This is a genomic window from Paenibacillus sp. Negev47 (assembly GCF_058313655.1).
In genome coordinates this window covers 2,541,434-2,563,766 of the sequence record NZ_CM177754.1, presented here as the reverse complement: position 1 = coordinate 2,563,766, position 22,333 = coordinate 2,541,434, and the positions used below count along the sequence as shown (strand labels likewise).

The 22,333-nt window shown below is 45.4% G+C and carries 20 protein-coding genes; 3 read left to right on the top strand and 17 right to left on the bottom strand.

Going from position 1 to position 22,333, the window contains the following annotated elements; translation table 11 throughout:
- Window positions 1-7: 7 nt before the first annotated feature.
- The 3 genes from AC4G47_RS11815 to AC4G47_RS11805 all read right to left on the bottom strand — a co-directional run bounded on the left by AC4G47_RS11815 (window position 8) and on the right by AC4G47_RS11805 (window position 3,847).
- The gene (locus AC4G47_RS11815; RefSeq protein WP_491106116.1) at window positions 8-541 is read right to left on the bottom strand and encodes a GNAT family N-acetyltransferase; all 534 of its coding nucleotides are present in this window, start codon (window positions 539-541) and stop codon (window positions 8-10) included.
- The gene (locus AC4G47_RS11810) at window positions 522-998 is read right to left on the bottom strand and encodes a putative immunity protein (protein ID WP_491106115.1); all 477 of its coding nucleotides are present in this window, start codon (window positions 996-998) and stop codon (window positions 522-524) included. Before AC4G47_RS11810 ends, AC4G47_RS11815 begins: the two co-directional genes overlap by 20 nt.
- A gap of 128 nt (window positions 999-1,126) precedes the next feature.
- Window positions 1,127-3,847, bottom strand: coding sequence for a family 78 glycoside hydrolase catalytic domain (locus tag AC4G47_RS11805; protein WP_491106114.1), 2,721 nt, complete (start codon window positions 3,845-3,847; stop codon window positions 1,127-1,129).
- Between the two features lie 134 nt (window positions 3,848-3,981).
- Here AC4G47_RS11805 and AC4G47_RS11800 point away from each other — a divergent pair, with 134 nt between their 5' ends.
- A complete protein-coding gene (locus tag AC4G47_RS11800; protein WP_491106113.1) occupies window positions 3,982-4,866 on the top strand; it encodes a helix-turn-helix domain-containing protein in 885 nt (294 codons plus the stop codon).
- A 10-nt stretch (window positions 4,867-4,876) separates the two neighbouring features.
- Here the strand turns inward: AC4G47_RS11800 and AC4G47_RS11795 are convergent, their stop codons facing one another.
- The 8 genes from AC4G47_RS11795 to zwf all read right to left on the bottom strand — a co-directional run bounded on the left by AC4G47_RS11795 (window position 4,877) and on the right by zwf (window position 15,412).
- The gene (locus AC4G47_RS11795) at window positions 4,877-5,443 is read right to left on the bottom strand and encodes a 5' nucleotidase, NT5C type (protein WP_491106112.1); all 567 of its coding nucleotides are present in this window, start codon (window positions 5,441-5,443) and stop codon (window positions 4,877-4,879) included.
- Between the two features lie 164 nt (window positions 5,444-5,607).
- On the bottom strand, window positions 5,608-7,071 hold the full coding sequence (locus AC4G47_RS11790) for a glycoside hydrolase family 1 protein (RefSeq protein WP_491106111.1): 1,464 nt from the start codon (window positions 7,069-7,071) through the stop codon (window positions 5,608-5,610).
- A 50-nt stretch (window positions 7,072-7,121) separates the two neighbouring features.
- Entirely contained in the window at window positions 7,122-9,041 is a 1,920-nt protein-coding gene (locus tag AC4G47_RS11785) for a beta-glucoside-specific PTS transporter subunit IIABC (protein WP_491106110.1), read from the bottom strand.
- 145 nt (window positions 9,042-9,186) lie between these two features.
- Entirely contained in the window at window positions 9,187-10,029 is an 843-nt protein-coding gene (gene licT / locus AC4G47_RS11780; protein WP_491106109.1) for a BglG family transcription antiterminator LicT, read from the bottom strand.
- Between the two features lie 328 nt (window positions 10,030-10,357).
- A complete protein-coding gene (locus tag AC4G47_RS11775; protein ID WP_491106108.1) occupies window positions 10,358-11,461 on the bottom strand; it encodes a metallophosphoesterase in 1,104 nt (367 codons plus the stop codon).
- Between the two features lie 246 nt (window positions 11,462-11,707).
- Window positions 11,708-13,126: an NADP-dependent phosphogluconate dehydrogenase gene (gene gnd, locus AC4G47_RS11770; protein ID WP_491106107.1), complete on the bottom strand. Its 1,419-nt coding sequence runs from the start codon at window positions 13,124-13,126 to the stop codon at window positions 11,708-11,710.
- Window positions 13,127-13,186: 60 nt separating this feature from the next.
- On the bottom strand, window positions 13,187-13,852 hold the full coding sequence (gene fsa / locus AC4G47_RS11765; RefSeq protein ID WP_076210039.1) for a fructose-6-phosphate aldolase: 666 nt from the start codon (window positions 13,850-13,852) through the stop codon (window positions 13,187-13,189).
- Between the two features lie 36 nt (window positions 13,853-13,888).
- Window positions 13,889-15,412 (bottom strand): glucose-6-phosphate dehydrogenase, encoded by a 1,524-nt coding sequence (gene zwf, locus AC4G47_RS11760; RefSeq protein ID WP_491106106.1) that lies wholly within the window; start codon window positions 15,410-15,412, stop codon window positions 13,889-13,891.
- Between the two features lie 112 nt (window positions 15,413-15,524).
- On the opposite strand from zwf, the gene AC4G47_RS11755 reads away from it, so the two are divergent.
- Window positions 15,525-16,409 (top strand): LysR family transcriptional regulator, encoded by an 885-nt coding sequence (locus tag AC4G47_RS11755; RefSeq protein WP_491106105.1) that lies wholly within the window; start codon window positions 15,525-15,527, stop codon window positions 16,407-16,409.
- Between the two features lie 92 nt (window positions 16,410-16,501).
- Here the strand turns inward: AC4G47_RS11755 and AC4G47_RS11750 are convergent, their stop codons facing one another.
- The 5 genes from AC4G47_RS11750 to AC4G47_RS11730 all read right to left on the bottom strand — a co-directional run bounded on the left by AC4G47_RS11750 (window position 16,502) and on the right by AC4G47_RS11730 (window position 20,229).
- Window positions 16,502-16,705: a chemotaxis protein CheW gene (locus AC4G47_RS11750; protein ID WP_491106104.1), complete on the bottom strand. Its 204-nt coding sequence runs from the start codon at window positions 16,703-16,705 to the stop codon at window positions 16,502-16,504.
- A gap of 73 nt (window positions 16,706-16,778) precedes the next feature.
- The gene (locus tag AC4G47_RS11745; RefSeq protein WP_491106103.1) at window positions 16,779-17,459 is read right to left on the bottom strand and encodes a hypothetical protein; all 681 of its coding nucleotides are present in this window, start codon (window positions 17,457-17,459) and stop codon (window positions 16,779-16,781) included.
- 142 nt (window positions 17,460-17,601) lie between these two features.
- On the bottom strand, window positions 17,602-18,195 hold the full coding sequence (locus AC4G47_RS11740) for a cupin domain-containing protein (RefSeq protein WP_491106102.1): 594 nt from the start codon (window positions 18,193-18,195) through the stop codon (window positions 17,602-17,604).
- 135 nt (window positions 18,196-18,330) lie between these two features.
- Entirely contained in the window at window positions 18,331-19,287 is a 957-nt protein-coding gene (locus tag AC4G47_RS11735; protein WP_491106101.1) for an aldo/keto reductase, read from the bottom strand.
- Window positions 19,288-19,422: 135 nt separating this feature from the next.
- Entirely contained in the window at window positions 19,423-20,229 is an 807-nt protein-coding gene (locus AC4G47_RS11730) for a helix-turn-helix transcriptional regulator (protein WP_491106100.1), read from the bottom strand.
- Window positions 20,230-20,571: 342 nt separating this feature from the next.
- Between AC4G47_RS11730 and AC4G47_RS11725 the strand changes: the two genes are divergently transcribed.
- Window positions 20,572-21,909 carry a hypothetical protein gene (locus AC4G47_RS11725; protein ID WP_491106099.1) on the top strand — a complete coding sequence of 446 codons (1,338 nt, stop codon included), beginning with the start codon at window positions 20,572-20,574 and terminating at the stop codon, window positions 21,907-21,909.
- Window positions 21,910-22,067: 158 nt separating this feature from the next.
- Here AC4G47_RS11725 and AC4G47_RS11720 read toward each other — a convergent pair whose 3' ends face one another.
- Window positions 22,068-22,253 carry a hypothetical protein gene (locus AC4G47_RS11720; protein ID WP_491106098.1) on the bottom strand — a complete coding sequence of 62 codons (186 nt, stop codon included), beginning with the start codon at window positions 22,251-22,253 and terminating at the stop codon, window positions 22,068-22,070.
- Window positions 22,254-22,333 lie beyond the last annotated feature (80 nt).

The following is a 22,333-nucleotide window of genomic DNA, read 5'->3' as shown; positions in this document are numbered from 1 at the left end:
TTCCGCATTATTCGACATTATCTATCCAGAATCGTTCTACAACGTTGCCATTGGATTCTACATAGTCTACATCCTGGATGCCACCATTACGAAGGATAACCCTTCTGGAAGGCTCATTCATCGCGTCGCATACGACTAATACTTTGATGATTCCGAGCTCTCTCGTTTTCTCCAAAGACAACCTGAGAATTTCGGAACCATAGCCATTGTTCCGCTCCCCTGGACGAATACCATATCCGATATGCCCTCCGCTATTGTATAGTCTGTCGTTAAGCTCATGCCTTATATTCACGGCACCCACGATTCGATGACTCTCCGTGACCAGCCAGTATGTACTGTCTTTGACCCAGCCTTCCGGGATGTCGATCCCTTGTTCATTACGCTGCAAAAACGCCAACATATCCTCATACGCGTAAGGATCTTTGGAAATGACCCAAGGTACCATCAACTCTCCACTTTTGACCCAGTCTTCATAAAATGCCAAATAGGCTTCCTTATACGATAGTGATGGTTTAATTAATCTAACGTGTTCTTTCCCCATGGTCCGTACTTCCTCCCAACAGATATTGATATTGCCACGTTCTCTCCTCCAGGATACGCTGTTCTTGCTCTTCCATCGGGCAGTCATAAAAGATAGCTTTCATTGCATATGTTGCAGCATGTACCGCATGTTCCTTCACATGGGCAGTTGCAGCTGCATGCCCCGCCGCACGAGATGCAGCTGAGGCAGCGACATGATCCGATTCCCGTGCAGCAGCATGAGCTGCAAAAGCCGCCTTTCGAGCATCAACCATAGTAATCTCACCACGGATCCAACCACGTCCTGCGGCAATGGCATTACGGGCTCGGCGATCCTCCGACTGCTGTACCTCAAATATATGCAAGACACGTTCAGCGCACTCCGCAGCCCAATAGGCCAGTGTATGGTGGTCCTTTTGCTTAGCCAGATCCTCTATTTCACGACGTAAAGGTGAATCTTTGAATGCAGGTTTTGCCATGGTATGCTCCTTTCTTTGTTCACCTTTCATTGCTCCAAATCACAATTACACCTTTAAGGAAGTTCGAAAAAGGATCTGCGTATGAGCAGACCCTCTTCAAATGTACATCTTTCTGCTTATTCTATTTATTATACGGACTCTGTCAATCTGGCTTCTTGCGCATCCTCTTCCTTCGCCGCATTAAAGTAGTTGTACTTGAATTGGTAACTTCCAGATCCCAGTGTAACTTCAACATCGTCTCCAATACTCCGAATATCCTGAACTTCACTCACTTGCTCCAAAGGTTTCCCTTGCTCCAGAATCAATTGAGCACCAGCTCCAGGCAAACGAACCGTGCCTCTCGTATTAACAGGAATATGCACCCGTATCTCCATTTCGTTATCCGCCAGTCGGTGCCAGCTGGATGCGACTTGGCCATACATCGTCTCAAGACTCGCTTCCACCCAATCCAGTCCCGGTCCGGGTTGCGGCTCGATATGCACCATTCGGAACCCTGGCTGATGTTCATTGGATCGGATTCCCGCAACATAACGATACAACCATTCCCCAATCGCACCGTACGCATAATGGTTAAATGAGTTCATGTCAGCACTCCAGAGACTGCCATCCTCTTTGATCCCATCCCAATGTTCCCAGACAGTCGTTGCGCCTTGAGTCACCTGATACAACCAGGACGGATAATCCTCTTGAAAAAGTAATGTATACGCCAGGCCGTGAAGACCTGCGTCACTCAGTACCGGATTCAGATAAGGTGTACCCACGAATCCTGTAGTAAGATGATTGCCCGCCTCTTTTACGAGTTTTGCCAATTGTTCAACAGCACGAGTTCGAGCAGTGGCGTCCAGTAAGTCAAATTGAAGCGCAAGAACATGCGCTGTTTGCGTCGGAACAGCTATTTTGCCGGCTGGAGTCACGAATTCATTTCTAAAGGCATGAACAATGTTCGTATGCAACTGCTTGTAATATTGAGCATCGTCTGTCTTTCCAAGGACCTCAGCCGCTTTTTGAGTTAACAAAACCGAATAGGCATAGAATGCAGTTGCCACATAGTCCGTGTCCGTTGCGCCGACATAACTATCGGGCTTGGAGTCCAGTCCCAGCCAATCGCCAAAGTGGAATCCCGTGTTCCACAGATATGGATTGTCACCCTGTACGTGAATGTATTCAATCCAACCCTTCATACTCTCATATTGTTCGGCCAGTAATCTGGCATCCCCATACATCTCATAGATGGTCCATGGACAGATGACTGCTGCATCACCCCAAGCGGCAGAAGAATGACTGGTGTCTCCCCATCCTTCTGACGTGGAACTTCTCAGATCCGGAACGAAGAATGGAATACCGCCATCTTCTCCCTGGTCCGCTTCCAGATCCCGCAGCCATTTGGTGAAGAAGGGAGCCGTATTCATCAGGTAGGACGACGTGCGGACAAACATCTGCGCATCGCCGGTCCATCCGAGCCGTTCATCCCTCTGTGGACAGTCGGTCGGCACATCAAGGAAATTCCCCTTTTGCCCCCACAATATATTGTGATGCAGCTGGTTCACCAGTGGACTGGAGCATGAGAACTGACCTGTTTGCTCCATATTCGAGTGCAGCACTATTCCGGTGAATTCCTCCAGACGAACGTGTTCCGGGAAGTTAACCAGCTTCACATAGCGAAACCCTTGGAACGTAAAATGCGGTTCAAAAGTTTCCACTCCATCCCCCTTGCAGGTGTAGCGAATGCACTGCTTGGCTGCGCGAAGATTATCGGTGTAGAAGTTGCCTTCATGATCCAATATCTCAGCATGGTGCAACTCAACCGTATGACCCGCCTCACCTTGAATGCTGAATTTCACCCATCCCACCATATTCTGCCCCATGTCGATTACACGATCTCCCTGTGGGGTTGTTAGCAAGGCGATTGGCTGCAGCTGTTCGACTTGGGTGACGGGTACGTTCTCCTGCGCAACGATGATATCTTTCGGATGTTCCAGTACGTTCACGGGTGACCAATTCACTTGAGATGAATCCGACCAATCGGACTCCATTCGTGCATCATACGTCTCTCCCATATAGATGTCCGACATGCGAATGGCACTTGGAGCAGCCGTCCAATCCCCATTGGATAAAATCCATTCCTCCGAACCATCTGCGTATTTCATATGCAATTCCAGCAGCAATGCGGATGTCGATCCAAATATCTCCCGTTCTTTGTTCCAGCCAAGATACCCTCGGTACCAACCATCACCCAGATAAGCACCCAATATGTTCTGCCCATCCTGAAGTAGATGTGTTACATCATAGGTTTGATATTGTAACCGCTTACAATAAGAAGTCCAGCCTGGTGTAAAATAATCTTCTCCTACTCTTGTGTTGTTCATATGCAACTCGTATAATCCAAGTGCTGTCACATATATTCTGGCAGACGTAACCGGTTGTTTCACATTAAACTGCTTGCGCATTCGCGGGCATGACCGTTCCGCATCGTCCGTTGGTTGAGCTGTAATCCATTCCGCTTTCCACCGGTTGTTGCTATCCATCAGTCCCATTTCGAAATAAGCCGTTTCAGACCCACCAGATTCCTTTCCTTCATCATCCCAGGCCCGAATTCGGTAGTAATATCGCGTTCGCGGAGAAGGCTGAAAATGGTTTAATTCCACATGTATGGATTGATCCGTGTTTTGCTCTCCTGAATCCCATGTAATCGCTTTAAAATCTTCTGTCAACGACAGCTGAATCTGGTAAGCAGATTGCATGCAGTTCCGACGATCGGATTGCAGCTGCCAGCTTAAACGCGGTGATTTTACGTCGAGACCAATCGGATTAATTTTGTACTCACAACGAAGGTGACTAACGTTGAACATCAGCATATCGTCCTTTCCATCTTGGCTTCCCATTCCGGGTTACGATATAATTATATCGATCCTGTTGTCGTACATACCCGGTAATCAGGACTATTTCATCCGGGGGTTCAGCCATCTATGCGAGGAGGTTACTTGTGAATTCATCTGTACAACTTATGAAAAGTGAGTACTTTCTGCATAATCATCTGCAGCTTTTCGTCAATCGTTGCTCTGAAGATTTTGTGCTTCCATTTCACGCACATGATTTTATTGAATATAGCTATGTTTCCGAAGGAAAGGGCTTTCACCATATCGGTGAAGATATCATTCCGGTGACGAAAGGGATGCTGTTTGTCATTCCTGTCGGTGTCCCTCATGTTTTCCGTCCTGTGTCCACAAACGTTAGCGAGCATCCATTAATTCTATATAATTGTCTCTTCAATGCTGAATTGATCAACACACTGACATCCGTCATTCAGGAAAAAGAAATCATTCAACATCTGATGGATCTGGCACAAAATCAGGTTCCTTATATATCCGTTGTGGATCACAACGACCAGATTGAAGAACTATTGGTGAAGCTGTATCGAGAATCCTCCGTTCCGGGAATCGGTTCGTCTACCATGTTATACACCCTGGTAAGCCAGTTGGTATTGATGACCTACAGACAACTCAATCAAGAGGTTCATGATGAAGAACTCCATTCTACCGATTTTGAGTACATTCTTCATTATCTCAAGCAACACGTGAGCAATCGTATTCGGATGTCTGATCTCGTACGTGTATCAGGCTGGAGCGAAAAGCAGATCGGACGAATGTTTCTAAGGCATACCGGACAGACCTTTAGCAGCCACCTGCAACATCTTCGTATACAAAAAAGCTGCGAACTGCTCAAAAGTTCAGGGCACAAAGTCAGCCTGATTGCGGAGCTTGTCGGATATCGGGATATGGATTCATTCTACGCTGCATTCAAAAAAATAACAGGCGAAACGCCACTGGCCTATCGCAAAAAATCCAGAGCACCGCGCTCTGGACAATAAAATTAACGTTTCAGACACCGACAACCTGTAACACTTCATCTATGTAAGCCTTAGCCTCTTTCCAAGAAGACATCAACGGAAAGTTGTATCGCTCACGCTCCTGTATATTCCATGGATGCGGGATACAGATGACTTTCTTGCCATCCTCATGCGCGGGAATCAGGTTATGTGCTCCATCATCAATGAGCAGATCGAAACCGAGCAGGTTTTTTCTTTTACATGTAATAAACTGTTCTGCGCTTATAAAAGGCATATGCTGCTGAAGCCAGTTCCACTTCTCAACGACTGTTCTTGGTTCCGCTGCCGTCACAACAATAACATCATACGCATCGTTCAGCTTTCGCATCTCATCTACAACATACTCATCGTATAATTCCAATTCCTCGAACAGACCCGGCCGACCATAGAATACATCATGCGTGCTCTCCGGATGACGCAAATGGGTTGTATCCCAATGGATCATATCCTCGTAGCGAAGCGGATGGGTCGGGAAGTTGAGGTTGTTGTGATAAATAGCCCGCTTGACCAGATGACATATCGTGTCATCCATATCTACAGCTATAATAGGCTTCTTCATGGTTATCCCCCCCAATACGAACACAGTATACCATCCCGAATGTTATGAAGTCATCTTTTTCACATTACAGTGCCATTAGCCTTCAAGAGAATTCTGCCAGATTATAATAAAAAGGCTCCCCTGCGCCGCAATGGTGCTACGCCGGGGTGCCTTTATAGATTGATCTATTCCAAGTTCTCACCATTCGAGGCAATGACTTTTTGGTACCAGCCAAAGCTTTTTTTCTTATAACGATTCAATGTGCCTTGTCCGTTGTCATCCTGATCCACGTAGATTACGCCATAACGCTTGGACATTTCCGAAGTGGATGCACTGATGATGTCAATCGCTCCCCAGTTGGTATATCCCATCAGGTCCACACCATCCATAACGGCTTCTTTCATTTGTGTAATATGTTTTCTCAGATAATCAATCCGGTAATCATCGTTGATGGAGCCATCTGCTTCAACCGTATCTTTGGCCCCAAGGCCGTTCTCCACCACAAACAATGGCAGTTGATAACGATCATACAGCTCTTTCAGTGCAACGCGCAGACCGATCGGATCAAGCTGCCAGCCCCATTCCGTACGCTTCAGGTTCGGGTTCTTGATCGTACTGTACAGGTTGCCTCCAGTTACTCCATATTCCTCTGGATTAACTGCGGATACCAGAGATGTATAATAACTAAACGAGATGAAATCAACCGTGTGCTCACGCAAGATCTGCTCATCTCCCGGTTCCATGGCAATCGTAATCCCGTTCTCTGACCAGTACCGAGCCATAAACGTTGGATAACTACCGCGAACTTGTACATCCGTATGCAGCAGGTTTAGCTGATTATCGATCTGAGCTTGCAGCACATCCTCTGGTTTCGACGTCGCCGGGTAATGAATCATGCGAGCAAGCATACATCCGATCTGGAAGTTCGGGTTAATCTGACGTGCTTTCTCTGTCACCAGGCTGCTGGCTACAAATTGATGATGAAGTGCCTGATAAGAAGCTTGCATCGTGTTCTCAACTCGATCTTCAATAATACCGCCACCTGTAAAAGGTTCAATAATGGTTGTGTTAATCTCATTGAACGTCAACCAATATTTTACTTTGTCCTTGTACCGGGTCATCACGGTTTCCGCATATCTCACAAAATGTCCAATCACTTCGCGACCAGCCCAGCCGTTATATTTCAGGACAAGTGCCATAGGCATCTCATAATGCGAGAGGGTTACAAGTGGTTCGATATTGTATTTCCGGAGTTCATCGAACACTTCGTCATAGAAGCGCAGTCCCTCTTCATTCGGCTCGGCATCATAACCATTCGGGAAAATACGCGGCCAGTTGATGGACAGACGGAATGTCTTGAAGCCCAGCTCTGCGAAGAGCGCAATATCCTCTTTGAAACGGTGGTAAAAATCAATCCCGTAACGCTTCGGATAACCTTCTGCACTGTGATGTGCCATTGCTTTCTCAACCGTTGCACTGGTGACATGCATCAGTTCTCTAAGGTTGGTATAATCCTTTTTCTCAAAATAAGGAACCATGTCCGCTGTGGACCATCCTTTGCCGCCAACGTCGAATCCACCTTCAGCCTGATTGGCGGCAATAGCGCCGCCCCATAGAAATCCTTCTGGAAACCCTTGTCGATTGATCATTCGTATCTCTCCTTCTTTTGTTGATTTTGTCTTTATTCCGAAGACACAGTTTAGATTTCAGCTTTCAATACTTCTTGACCTATCGTGATTTCACCCAATTTCACAGGCAAAACTGCCTTGTAATCAGCCGTATTAGTAACCACCATAGCGGTTGTAATGTCGTATTCTTTTGCAATCTCGGCCAGTTCAAATGTGAGTAACTTGTCTCCGGCCTGTACACGTGCCCCTGTAGCAACATGTGCATCGAAGTACTGTCCACGCAGCTTCACCGTGTTAATTCCAACATGAATCAGCAATTCCATTCCGTTATCACTGCGGACAACGATCGCATGTTTCGTTTTGAACACATTCATGATGGTACCTGTCACTGGAGAAACCAATTCACCCACCGTTGGAACAAATGCGACACCTTTACCCATCAATTCATCACCGAATGTTGGATCATTGACTTCTTTAAGCGGAATCGATGTACCTGTCATCGGTGCAACAGCTACTGCATCACTCGTCGGTGTTGGAGCGCCCATGTCATCCACGTTCACGGTTGCAACATCGCTGGAAGGTGCTTTTGCTGGTGCAGCAGAAGCACCTGGTGAGAATTGAGCCAACGCCTCGGCGTCGCCTTCTTCTTCCTTGATCCCGAACACAGTAGACATAATTGCCCCAACTACAAAGGCAAGGATCATACCGCCTAAGGAATACCAGAAGGTTTGTCCGATCAGGGCTGGCAGACCTGGAAGACCCCCATTACCCGCAAGCACATACGCTTTGGCTCCAAAAGCAAGAGCGAATCCGCCACCTACTGCACTACCAATCATCGCAGCGGCAAACGGTTTTTTATATTTCATGTTTACACCGTACATTGCTGGCTCGGTTACACCCATCAGAGCTGTAAAGCTCGTGGACAATGCAACTGTTTTAAGCTTTTTGTCTTTTGCACGGAAGAATACACCCAAAGTCGCTCCGGCCTGACCCATATTGGAGATATACGTCAATGGCAGGAATTTATCGAAGCCCAATGTGGCGATATTACTCAGGATGATCGGCACAAGTGCATAGTGCATTCCTGTCATAATAATGAGTGCCATCGCACCGCCAAGAACAATACCTGCAATCAATCCGCCTTCATTCAACAGCCAGTTGATACCGCCAGACAATCCGCTACCTACAAATGTACCCAATGGACCGATTGCAATCAGCGTCACCGGAACCATAACAAGCAAGGTAATCAGTGGCACAAGCAATAGCTTGAGTGCAGCAGGGATCACGCGGTCAACCCATTTCTCAACATAGGACATCAACCATACAGCGAGTAAAATCGGAATAACCGATGAAGCATAACTTACAGCCGTAACCGGGATTCCCAAAAATCCAACCGATTCACCGCTAGATAGCAATGCTGTCATGTCTGGATACATCAGTGCAGTACCTAGCGCAATCGCAACAAACGGGTTACTGCCGAATTTACGAGCAGCGCTAACTGCAATCAGTAAAGGCAGGTAGTGGAATACGCCGTCACCAATGGCTGAAAGAATACGATACGTATCCGTTCCAGCAGACATCCAACCTACGGACACGAATAGTGCAAGTAATCCTTTGAGCATACCTGCCGCAGTAATCGCTGGAAGCATCGGTGCAAAGACACCTGCGATTGTTTCAAAAATTTTCAGCACGACATTTTGTTTTTTATCCGACTTTGGCTCTTTATTTTCTGTAGTTTGCTGGATTGCCGGATTTCCCTTCACCATGGCATCGAACACTTTTGCCACATCATTACCGATAATGACTTGGAATTGATCGCCGGAAATATTTGTTCCCATGACCTTATCCAATTTCTTGAGTGAGCCATTGTCAACTTTCTCGTTGTCCTTTAGATCAAAGCGCAAACGTGTGACGCAGTGATACACTGAATTGATATTTTTTGTTCCCCCAACGGCTTTAATGATTTCCTGCGCCGTTTCCTGATGTTTCATGATGTTTTCCTCCTCATTTTTTCAATAAAAAATACCCGAACGAATATAGCGCATATTGATGGCGCCATCTCATTCGGGTATTGCCTGATTGAACAGTAACAAGCCCATAGGATATCAAATTGTGGTTTAATCTATCGCGTGAATATTACATGTCCCGCTTGGTTTTCATCAAACGTTCCAGATGGAGCGTTAGATATAACTGTTCAGAGTGGGTCATGTCATACTGATAGTTTTTATGGATAAAAGTCTCGATCTTGCCAATGCATTTGAAAGTCTCCGGATAGTTTTTCCGAACTACCTCGTACAAATACTCCTCGGCATCATCATGTGAAGAATGTGTAATGACACGCTGACAGAAATATTTCAAATGGGTGATGAAGCGGAAATAGTTGACGCTATCTTCGTCCAATTCGATGTTGAAGTGATATTTGATGATATTCATGATCTCCTGCAACAGCTGCATTAGATGGGTGACATTGTTCATGGAATCATTTACTTCCGCATTGATGAAATGTAGTGCAATATTACAGATTTCATCTTTGGGAAACTCAATATCCAGTCTTTCTTTCAACAAGGTCAGTGCTTCTCTGGCCACATCATACTCCGCCTTATAGAAATGCTGAACTTCCCAGGAGAGTGGATTGCGAGTAATCATTCCTTTTTCCAAGCGTTGAACAGCAAAGTGAATATGATCAGACAGCGAGACATAGATCCCGTCACTGATGGTTTTATTCAATTGCGTTCGTGCCAGTGTCACAATATCATCTGTTGCCTGCAAAATCTCAATCGGCACTTCAGCTACGATGGATTTGAATTTCTCATAGATCGATGCATCCTGAAGACGGAATACTTTCTCAATTCGCTCTTCATCAATCTCATCGCCTGCTTTGAACTTGAATCCGATACCCCGGCCGAGGATCAGCAGTTCCTGATTTTTGTCATCCACGGTACTGACAATATTGTTATTAAATATCTGTTTAATAATCATTATGGACCCACCTGGTTTTTTTTGAGGAATAAAAAAGGGCAAAACCAAAACAGAAATAATAAAATCATTTCCATCGTGGTTTTGCCCGCGTTACCGGTAACAAGCCTCGGATCTAATTTATCATAACCTGAAAACGGTGTCAACCCAAAAATACTAGTACTGCTATTCCACTTCATTCCCTTACATGAGTCATTTCCCTAAGCTTCCGCGGTTAAGGGTACATATGTTTTAATATTCACATTTTGATGCAGATTCAAACGGCGTCACTCAAGAACTTATCACTTGCTTCGAACAAACTGAAGACCCTTCTCTCGAAGGGCCCTCTGTCTCACTGTTGAAATGTCACATTAATCTGTACAATTTCCGAACGACTACTCGTACGAATTGGAGGTCCCCAGAAGCCAAATCCGGAGGTCACGATGGAGTGCATGGAACCCTTTTGCAGATAACCCCAATCATTCTCGTAGATCGCCTGTGTGATGAACTGAGCCGGTGCAATCTGACCACGGTGGGTGTGACCTGATACGACCAGATCTACATTGTTCTGCTCCGCAATATCCAGATCATACGGTTGATGATCCATCATAAGTACCGGTTGGCTCAAGTCCGTATCTTGCATTAATGCAGCTACTTCTGCCCGATCCTTCTCTGTCCGGTCTTTCCGTCCAATCAGGGTGATCTTGTCATCCAAAACGATCTTGTCATCGTACAGAACTTGCATGTTGCTCTTCTCCAGCGCAGCAATCAGATCTTCAATCGGACCATCGAACTTGTCGTGATTCCCGAGCGAAGCATAGACGCCGTACGGAGCCTGAATGTCACTGATAATGTCAGCAATTCCGCTATTCAGATACATATCCAGATTGTCATCAATAATATCTCCAGGGTACAGCACCAGATCTGGCTTCAGTGCATTGATCTCCTCCACCATGCGTTTGGCATGTGCAGGGCCAGATAGAAGTCCGAAGTGCATATCAGCAGCCATGACAATGTTGAGCTTGTCTACACCTTCTACTTTTTTATCAATCTGGATATTATATGTTCTCACTACTGGGCTGTAGGCGTTGAAAATGCCATAACCTAATGTGGACACTAACAACACCAGCGTAACGACACCTGCCCACTTCTGTGTGTGATGTCTTGGAATACGGGTTAATCTCAGCAGCCACATCGTCAGGTGAATGACGGGCAGGATCAGCAATAATAACGAGAAGATTGCCAGCCAGTAGGAACCGATGATACCGAGGAACGAAATGCTTCCAAATACTCGTGCCAAAATGAAGGAAGTAGCAAGGAATACAAGCGCTATAATATACAACCACCGAAATCTGGCGGACACGACAGGTTTCATCCAACTCCAACCGCTCCAGCCTATGTAGAACACTAATAAACCGTAAACTACCAAAAACAATATACCCGCTAATACGAACATCCCCGGTCTAACCTCCACGTCAATAAGTTGTATTCTGAATTTTAATCACGGATGTAGGTCCGTCTGAACAAGTATAACGTAGTTGAAGGGTCAGATCACCTTTTTGCAAAACCCAGATGGGTACATTTTATTACAATTTAATGATATTCAAATTCGAATCTTTAACGAGAAAAAGCATTCCCGCAGCCGCCATGAATAGTTAAATTCAAGGACAACTGCAGGAATGCTATATTTTCGGAATTAAAATTACTCGTTTGTGTCCATCCACTGGAAGTGGAATGAACCTTCTTTGTCCACACGTTTGAATGTGTGAGCACCGAAGTAGTCACGTTGCGCTTGCAGCAAGTTTGCTGGCAGACGCTCTGTACGATAGCTGTCGTAGTAAGACAATGCGCTGGAGAATCCAGGTACTGGAATACCTTGTTTTACAGCAGCCGCTATAACTTCACGCCATGCGCCTTGATAAGATTCAACGATGTTTTGGAAGTAAGGATCAAGCAGCAGGTTTTTGAGTTCTGCATCTTTGTCATATGCTTCTTTGATGTTTTGCAAGAACTGCGAACGGATGATGCAACCACCACGGAAGATCATGGCAATGTTGCCGTATTTCAGATCCCAGCCGTACTCATCGGAAGCTGCACGCATTTGTGCAAAACCTTGTGCGTAGGATACGATTTTACTTGCAAACAGCGCTTTACGCACGTTCTCGATGAACGCTTTTTTGTCGCCAGAGAACGCTTCAGTCACTGGTCCATTCAGGATTTTGCTAGCTGCTACACGCTCGTCCTTCATGGCAGACAGGAAACGGGAGAATACGGATTCCGTAATCATGGACAATGGTACGCCGAGGTCAAGTGCACTTTGACTTGTCCATTTACCTGTTCCTTTTTGTCCAGCAGCGTCCAAAATCACGTCAACCATTGGTTTACCGGTTTCTGGATCGTATTTGGAGAAGATATCTGCTGTGATTTCGATCAGGTAACTGTCCAGCTCCCCTTGATTCCATTCTGTAAAGATCTCATGCAGCTCTTCTACAGAAACGTTCAATACGGATTTGAGCAAGTGGTAAGCTTCACCAATCAACTGCATGTCTCCGTACTCGATACCGTTATGCACCATTTTCACATAGTGTCCAGCACCGTCAGGTCCGATGTACGTGCTGCAAGCATCATCGCCAACTTTGGCTGAGATTGCTGTAAGGATCGGTTCTACGAGTTGATATGCACTTTCCTGACCTCCTGGCATAATTGCCGGGCCTTTCAGTGCGCCTTCTTCACCACCGGATACACCTGCGCCGATAAAGCGGAAACCTTTTTCTTCCAGATCTTTACTGCGACGTTGTGTGTCAGGGAAGTAAGCATTACCTCCGTCGATAATAATGTCGCCTTGATCCAGATGAGGAAGCAGTTGCTCGATCGTAGCATCTGTCGCTTTACCTGCTTGCACCATGATCAGAATTTTGCGCGGGGATTCCAAGGACTCCACGAATTCTTCAATTGTGAACGCACCTGTCAGGTTCTTACCTTCTGCTTCTTTCAGAAGATCGTTCGTTTTCTCCGGGGAGCGGTTAAATACCGATACCGAGAAACCCTTGCTTTCAATATTCAAAGCCAGGTTTTTACCCATTACTGCCAATCCAATAACACCAATCTGTTGTTTACTCATTATGTCCTCCCAATACTCCATTATTTATATAGTAAGTTGAAACGGATGAATTGTTAGATATTATTGTACAGTTTTTTTCCAGTCCGCTGCAAATTTGTCCATACCTTGATCTGTCAGCGGGTGTTTGGAGATCTGTTCGATGACGGAGAATGGAACAGTAGCAATATGTGCTCCAGCCATCGCCACACGTGTAACGTGATCCGGATGTCTCACGGAAGCCGCAATGATCTGAGCATCCAGGTTATGTGTACGGAACAATTCAGCCACTTTGGCAACCAATTGTACGCCATCTTCAGAGATATCATCGAGACGTCCCAGGAATGGGGATACATATGTTGCACCAGCACGAGCAGCCAGAAGCGCTTGGTTCACCGTGAAGATCAACGTTACGTTGGTTTTCACACCTTTTTTGGTCAAGTAACGGCAAGCTTCAAGTCCAGCAAGTGTCATTGGCAGTTTGATCGTAATGTTTTTGTCACTGTTGTTAATTTTGATCAATTCGTCTGCTTGTGCAATCATCTCTTCAGCAGTAAGGGCATCTGGTGTCACTTCCGCAGAAACGGACTCAACTTCAGGTACCAAACGCAAGATTTCTTCGATACGATCTTCAAATTTCACGCCTTCTTTGGCTACCAAAGAAGGGTTCGTCGTTACGCCAGACAATACGCCGATTTTGTAAGCTTTTTGGATATCTTCCACGTTAGCAGTATCGATAAAAAATTTCATGATTAAATTACCTCCAGATATTTTTTTTATTATGGTTTAGAGATTCGCATTAACAGCCAAGGGTGTACTACTTGCAACTACAGACTGCTGATCCGCTGGCTCATCGAACCACCAGTGGTGACCCTCTGCTTCAAGCATAGCATCCGATTCAGCAGGTCCATAGCTACCCGCAGGATACAAGTGAAGTGGTAACAGATTTTCCTGGAATGCATCCAGAATCGGTTGCACCCAAGCCCAGGACAATTCTACTTCATCCCAGTGGGCAAAGAATGTTGGATCTCCGAGCAAAGCATCACGAATCAGGTTCTCGTAAGCTTCTGCGAGTTCGCCTTTATCCGGAGAAAGATCAATATGAACCGGTTTGAATTCACCTTTATTCTCAGGATCACTTGCATTGAGCTGCAATGTCATACTCTGATCAGGACTCATCTCGATAACGAGCAGGTTCGGCTTGGAACCCTTGTTCTTCAGCACATTCGTCTGTCCTGAAGGTTCTTTGAATTCAATCACGATACGTGTTGATTTCTCCTTCATTCTTTTACCCGTGCGAATGTAAAACGGAACACCGCGCCAGAAGAAATCATCGATTTGCAATTTGGCAGCAATGAACGTGTCATTCATCGTATTCTCTGCTACACCCGGTTCAGCAGCATATGCATTTACTTGTTTGCCCTGAATGTTGCCTTCAGCATACTGTCCGCGGATGATGCTTGCACCTACAGTTTGCTTCTGTAATGGCTGGATCGATTCCATGATGTGCTTTTTCTTCAATCCAACTTTTTCGGAAGTACTGTTGTATGGAAGCTGAATCGCCATCATCATGAGCAATTGCAGCATATGATTCTGGAACATGTCTCGCACAGCGCCTACATGATCATAATAGGATGCACGTTCTTCAACACCCACAGTCTCGTTAGCCGTAATTTGCACATTGGAGATGTAACGATTGTTCCATAACGCCTTCATGATCGGGTTACTCTGATGCAACGTCTCCAGACGCTGTACCATCGGTTTGCCCAAGTAATGGTCAATCCGATAAATTTCTTCCTCGGTGAACGATTCGCTTAATTTGCGATTCAGGTCTCTGGCAGACTGCAGATCGTGACCAAATGGCTTCTCGATGACGAGACGTTTCCAGCCCTCCGTGGAGCCCAGTCCGCTTTCTTGAATGTTTTCGGCAATGGGTTCAAAGAATTCTGGACCAACCGAGAGATAAAACAAGCGATTGGACGAAATGCCAAGCTCAGCTTCTCTTTGTTCAACTAATCCTAACAGCTTTATATAATCTTCCTTATGGCTTATATTCAATACACTGTAGCGAAAAGCTTTCACGAATGACTTCACAACTTCAGGATCAGCTTGGCGTCTGGAAAATTCATTTAATGATTTTTCCACTTGTGCCTGAAAGAATTCATCAGACCAATCTCTACGCCCCAGACCAATCAATGAGAAGGTTTCCGGAAGCTTCTGCTCAAGATATAAGTTATATAAGGCAGGATATATTTTTCTTTTGGCTAAATCGCCAGTAGCACCAAATAAAACAATGGTAGTTGGTTCCATCTCACCGTTCTCCTTCCAAGTAACTCTGGTTTCTTTGTTGTAGTTACACTATAATACGTTTTATAGCTATACAAGTAATTAATATATTTCACAGGAGCTATAGACCATATCTATGACAACAAATTACGAACTATATAAAGTATTTTATTGGGCCGCCAAAACAGGCAGTTTGACACAAGCTGCCAAAGCACTGTATATCACTCAACCGAGCGTCAGTCATGCCATCAAGCAGTTGGAAGAGAGCTTTGGTCTCACTTTGTTTTATCGAAATTCCAAGGGTGTAGCGTTGACACAGGAAGGTGTCAGTCTATATTCCTATATTGAACAATCTCAGATTCTCATCTCGCTTGCGGAAGAAAAGATGGCTGCACTGAAGAGTTTGGACAATGGTGAATTGAGGATTGGCGGCAGCGACTCCCTATTCAAGCATTACATGCTCGCGTACCTTGAGGAATTCCACACCTTGTACCCTAACATCAAGCTGCATTTGAGCCATGGAACTACACCAGAAGTTATTACTTTTCTGAAGGAAGGCAAGATCGACCTTGGTGTTGTTCGAATGCCCATTGTTGATCCGCAGCTCGAAGTCAGGGAAAGCATTCAGTTGAAAGACTGCTTTGTAGCGGGGGAACGTTATGCTCAGTTGAAGGGTAAAGTGATGACACTTGAGATGCTTCTTGAGCATCAGCTGATCCTTTTCTCCCGGAACAGCCGGGTCCGAATGGCTATAACCGAGTTGTTTAACAGCTATAATTACACGTTGAAGCCTGAGATTGAGGTCGGTAGCGTTGATCTGCTCATTGAATTTGCCCGTCGTGGATTGGGCATATCGTATGTAACACGTGAATTTATATCCAAAGAGTTGGAGGAAGGTTCTCTCTTCGAAATTCAGCTTGATGTCCCACTCCCGCCTTCCCATGTGGGAATTATGACCAAACGTAATATGCCGATTTCTCTGGCGGCGAACCGTTTTATGGATCTCATTTTCAAAACGTGAGTCGGCACAATCAAAAAGGTACAACAAAGAGCCTCCCCATCCAGTTATGGATGACGAGGCTCTTCGGCCTGGATAATATCTATAGCTAACAACTAATGACTAACCAGATAGGAAGCATCCAATATAAGGGCAACTCTTCCGCTGCCCAGGATCGTTGCACCAGACAGATGGTTCATCGCACCCAGATACGTACCGAGCGTCTTAATCACCACTTCCTGATTGCCAATGATCTCATCTACTTCGTATGCTGCAATTTTGTCGACGGAACGCAAGATCACGAGTGAAATCCGGTTCAATCCTCTCGAACTGTGCCACTTCATTTTCTTACAGTGAGTTTGGTATAAATTCTATGGATTCACACGAATAGAATTACGTGCCGTACAACTGCTCCAGTTCGACTAACCGATACCTAATTCGCTGTGGAATAATGTCAAACAGCTTGTCCCAAGTCATGAACATCTCCGGTTTCAACAGGTACTCTTCAAACTCCATGGCAGGTACGAACGCCTGGGTTTGCAGATAACGCATAACCTGAGCATCAATGTGCTCATTCGTTTCAAAATAGCCTTGGAATAACTCATTCACAAGTAGCCCATCACATCCAGCCCTGGCACCTGCTGCACTGTATAAGTCCGGTAATAATTCGAATACAACTGGCAATGGTGAGAAAGCATGTTTGCCAGGCTGCGAGTATAAACATACATGACGTCCAACCACATTGACCCGATCCTTCAGCAACCCCCGCAGCACTTTGCCATGAAAGCTAGCTTCACAGTCCACAACTTCACCGTCATGGCCCACATATATCCACACATGCTCCATTTCATACAGATGCCCAATCTCATAATCCCACCAGATGGCATATTCAATTACATACTGGACTGCTTCAGCCGGAAATTGAATATCCCTCCTGAATGAAGGCGACGGACCTGAACGATCCAGCACAGTAATGCCAACAAAATCCGGATAGAAGGGTTCGTTCCGATCAAACATCAATACAGGTGCATAACTCATAGCCGTTTCAAGCATTTCGGTCTCTGTCATTGTCATGGATGGTATCCCCCATTTTCATCAATGTTACAACTATATTAACAGAGATATGTATAGGTGTTAACGTATAGAATAAGCCTGCAACTGGATGAGTTCCAGCTGCAGGCTTGAATGCTTCTATTTTATTAGAGAGGAATTGCTCTTAATCCCTAGATCCTTTAGTTGGTTTGGGTGCATTGGATGGTTGGGTAGACAGGTCGGAAACAGCAGTATCACACCCTATAGGCGGTCCCAAAATAGCATCGTTTTTAATAGACGCAACGGCTCTGGCATAAGCCTCTTCATCCAGACAATAGGCCCGATGTGCTACTTCCGGTGGCGTTGCGGCTAGAAAATCAGCTCCAAATACAATATCAGGGGTCGGTTGATCAAAAATAGTTAATACGTGTACATCATCGGTTTCGGCCACAAACCAGTGAAACCAGCCTTTGGGGAACACCGAAACCTGCCCCGGTTTCAAACGATAAGTCAATCGCTCACGCGTGAATGGATTAAACACTGATGTTGTAACCTCACCACTGATGACGATGACCATTTCCGTAACATTCGTGTGCCAATGAGGCTGTATAATAATGCCTTTGCTAAGATAAACATTGAAGAAACCATTTTCAATCGTTGGCAGTTGCGCTTCGAATAGCTGGGTAACATAATTGCGCGGGTCCCTCCGGTAATTAACAACAGCATTAGAATCAGCCGCCAGCTGAACGTCCGGGGATTGCAGAATCGGATTAATCATACGACTATTTCTCCTCCTTGGGCATACATCTCATTGTTGTACTGTATGCCGGAGAATGGAAAGATAATACCGTTGACACATGATACACTCTTTTTGATCCGAAACTGCAGGTTTCTTGCACCATATCTTAAGGAACTAGACTTGGCCGGGGGATCTCCCACCAGCTGCAATACCTTGGGGTGATATGCGATCAATCTGGTTCATCTCATCATCCGTTAGGGAAACCTGTAGCGCTCCCAAGTTCTCGTGAACTCTTTCCAAGTTGCGAGTCCCCGGGATCGGAACGATATGTTCTCCCTTTCCAAGCAACCAGGCCAGAGCAAGTTGAGAGAGCGTACATTCTTTTTGCTTAGCCATTTCTTGAATCAGTCTGACAACCTCCAGATTTTTCTGAAAGTTCTCACCTTGAAAACGAGGATAATGACGACGATAATCATCTTCCGCCAAATCGTCCATAGATCGGATCTGACCTGTCAGGAAGCCACGTCCCAATGGGCTGTATGGAACTAAGCCAATGTTCAATTCATGCAGGACAGGCATAATCTCATCCTCAAGCTCACGACTCCACAATGAATATTCCGTCTGCAACGCTGTAATCGGGTGAACAGCATGTGCACGCCGGATGATCTCTACTGGCGCTTCGGACAAACCAATATATCGAATTTTCCCCTGTTGAACCAGATCGGCAAGCGTGCCTACTGTCTCTTCAATGGGTGTATTGGGATCAGGACGATGTTGATAATACAGATCGATATAATCCATCCCCAGGTTGTAAAGACTCGCATCTACTGACTTTTTGATGTAGGCCGGATCTCCCTTGGGGCCCTGCGTGTGTGTTACACCGAATTTGGTGGCAACGATCGTCTCGGATCTTCGACCTTTAAGCGCGCGTCCAAGCAGCTTTTCATTCCCTCCAAATCGCTGTTTTTCATACTCTCCGTACAGATCCGCCGTATCAAACATGGTGACTCCTGCATCCAACGCACCCTGAATAGTATGTACCGATTCATCATTATCCGGCATCATCATCACACCCAGGCCGAGCCCGGATATTTGTAATTTATCATTTCCCAGCGTTCTTGTTTTGAGCATGTGGCTCCCTCTTTTCTTATTGAAATAGCAACGTTATATAGAAACGTTTGAACTTGAGTTCATTCTATTTCACTCTCGAGATTCCAACCACACTCTGTTTATGCTAGTAAAGAAATTACCAGGGTGATCGACCTTTTATACGGCAACAGGAACGTAAATACAACAATGAATGCCTAATTGGCTGTTCAGATTATTCATGGAAAAAATATCGTACGCATGCACAACACCATCTGTCCGATCCGTCGTTTCAAGCAGGACTCGATTGACTTGTTTCATTTCGACTTGGTGCAGGTTCCAGATCGTTTGGAAATTTACACTTTCTTCACTCAACTGTTTCACTATCCTGGTAAATTCGGGGTCATTCGGATACTTGTCATAGTACGTACGGAAAACAGCTACCGAGTGCCGCGCGAATTCCTCCCAGTTGTGCATACGCTCCCTGAGCGTTGTATCCAGAAATAAAATCCGAATCATAAGACGCTCATTCACCTTCATCGAGGAAAAGTTGAAAAGATTCTTCGTTGCAGCTTCATTCCAGGCAAGTACCTCAGAACGTTCATTCGTAATAAAGGAGGGATGAGTCAACTGTCCAATAATGCTCTGCCACCCTGGCTCCAGTTGAGAATACGAAGCAAGGAATTCATGTTCCGTATTCGGGTCCCATAAGTCAAACAGATGACTCTTCTCTTCCAGTGTTAAGAGGAGCGCATTCGCTATGCTCTCCATCACTTCCCGCGAAGCCGCCAACTCCCTACCCTGTTCAAGCCACGTGTAGTACGTTGCACTCACACCAGCCAATACGGCCACTTCTTCCCGTCTTAGACCCGGCGTTCTTCGCTGTCCATAAGATCCCGACAATCCGACTTGTTCCGGCTGAATGCGGCTTCTCCGCGATTTCAAAAACTCACCCATTTTTTTGTTGCGACTCATACCTGTGTCCATAGACATCGTTCCTTTTTATAAAATTGCTCAAGCAAGACAGACTCTATCCCCAAATGGAAGTCTCTGAATAGCTTTGATATAATTCATCTATTATTAGTTCTGCAGAATTCCTCATTTACTAGTAGCTTAGCATCGATTGGTACAGAACGAAAGGAGTATAACATGATCCCCAGGGTTGGAGATGTGTACTGCGTGTACGTCGAAGAATTACAACAATATGCCGCCTGACAGGTAACTGGACTGAAACAAACAGAAGGTAAAATCTTCTGATACGCTTGCCTCAGTCCTTCAATTGGATTGGACTGGTGATATCAACTGCCTAATGAAATGCAGCTTCATCAGATGAAGCCACTGATCTGTAATTTCTACTTCTGGAATGATCGAGTTGCCCATCGTTTCGTACATGCTAATGTTCCTCCACAGTATGAGCTTGCAGGCAGCATCCCTCCTCTTTACACCGAGGAAACGAATATGTATGGCGGAGGCAGGCCGATCGGAGAAAGTCTTTATCGCCAGCGTGAATGGGAAGGTATAGATGCGATCCGAAGAGCACAGTTCAATCAAGCTGCGAATGATGACGAAGAAGTCATGGTTGGCAATCGTGTACTACGGCGCAGTACGAGTACACTCCGCGATTTCTGCCCTGCATCTGCGGAAGATGTAGCCGAACTCGCCAAGCTACCTTGTTTGACGGATGGATGTAAGGAACCGATCTTTTCATTTTTAGAGGAGAATCCGTTCATCAATGAACTTCATATCATAAATCATGGTCAAACGATGCTGGATATCAGCAAGAGCCACCTGACCAAACTTATTGTGGATGTCTGCGGGTTGGAGCGGTTAATTTTGAACACGAAGTTGAAAAGTCTGAATTTCACAGGAGAGCTGTCTCCTGATCTTCGTATCGTGGCTCATGAAGAGGGTAAATGCATAACTCTCCATGTTCCATCCAGCCTACCACAAGTTATCGGAGTCTCGCGACTTGCAGGTCTGTATATCAGAGAAATCACGGAACTCAACCTGGGGCCACTTGTGCAGTTCTATCTTGAGCTTTCAGAATTACGATTGTGGGGTAAACCCGGCAACGTATCCCATATAGAATCGATTCAGCATTTGGCGAATTTGCAAACTTTCACTACATATGACCTGTTCGGCTTCAATGGTGAACAATTCCCTGATCCAGAGCAACTTCCGAAATTGACTACCTTGTGGCTAACCAGTCTGCCTGCCGATGCAGCCAAATCGATCAAAACCAGATATAAAAAATTCCCTGCTGCCGGACTTGATATGGAAATCACCAAACCACGCAAACCGGAATGGCTTGCGGAGAACCTGAACAATCCATTTCGGGATTGGGATGGGTGGGACCACTTCAAGGCAGCACACGCGAAAAAAGCAGCTCAATTGTACAAGCAGTGCTTGAAGGAAATCCGTCAATTAAGTCAAGTTTCCATGGATCAGGAGTCTCTACAAAAACAACTCGTCTCCATGGTTGAGAACTACACACAGACCTTCAACAAGTTGGATGCTAAGACTGGCTTAATTGAGACTGTTGAGCGTGAAGAGATATATTTGGTTCTAACGGAGTTGTTGGATCAGTTGCAGCATAATTCGGAACTGCGTCAAAATGATTCGATTAAGGTTAATCACGAGGAATTATATGAAGTATTGATCGTTTGAGGGATTTCTAGGTTACATGTTAAGATTCGCTCGTTCAGTCGCTAGGACGGCAATATATCTTCCAAAAAACAACTGTTTACGCATAGAGGGTCCTATGGACTGACCCCGTAACGTGAGACAAATCAAAACACCTTCAAGAGAATGACCATAAAACGTATTCAAAAACTGTACCATCGTTGTGAAATAATCGGGCGATTCCAATGATCCCGCGCCAGCTTCAATTGTTTACGTTTCATATCATAACGTTCGCCATCTTCATCGTCTTGTCTTTCATCATCCTGGTTATCGACCACATTGGAATGGTGTTCCAGAATCATTCCTTCCTCATCATTGTCCCCCGGCAAAATACGGCGGATCTCCGCAGCATTCTGTTCGATTATGGTGGTGAACGGTACAACGTAAATAATGCGTTGCTTTCTGTGTT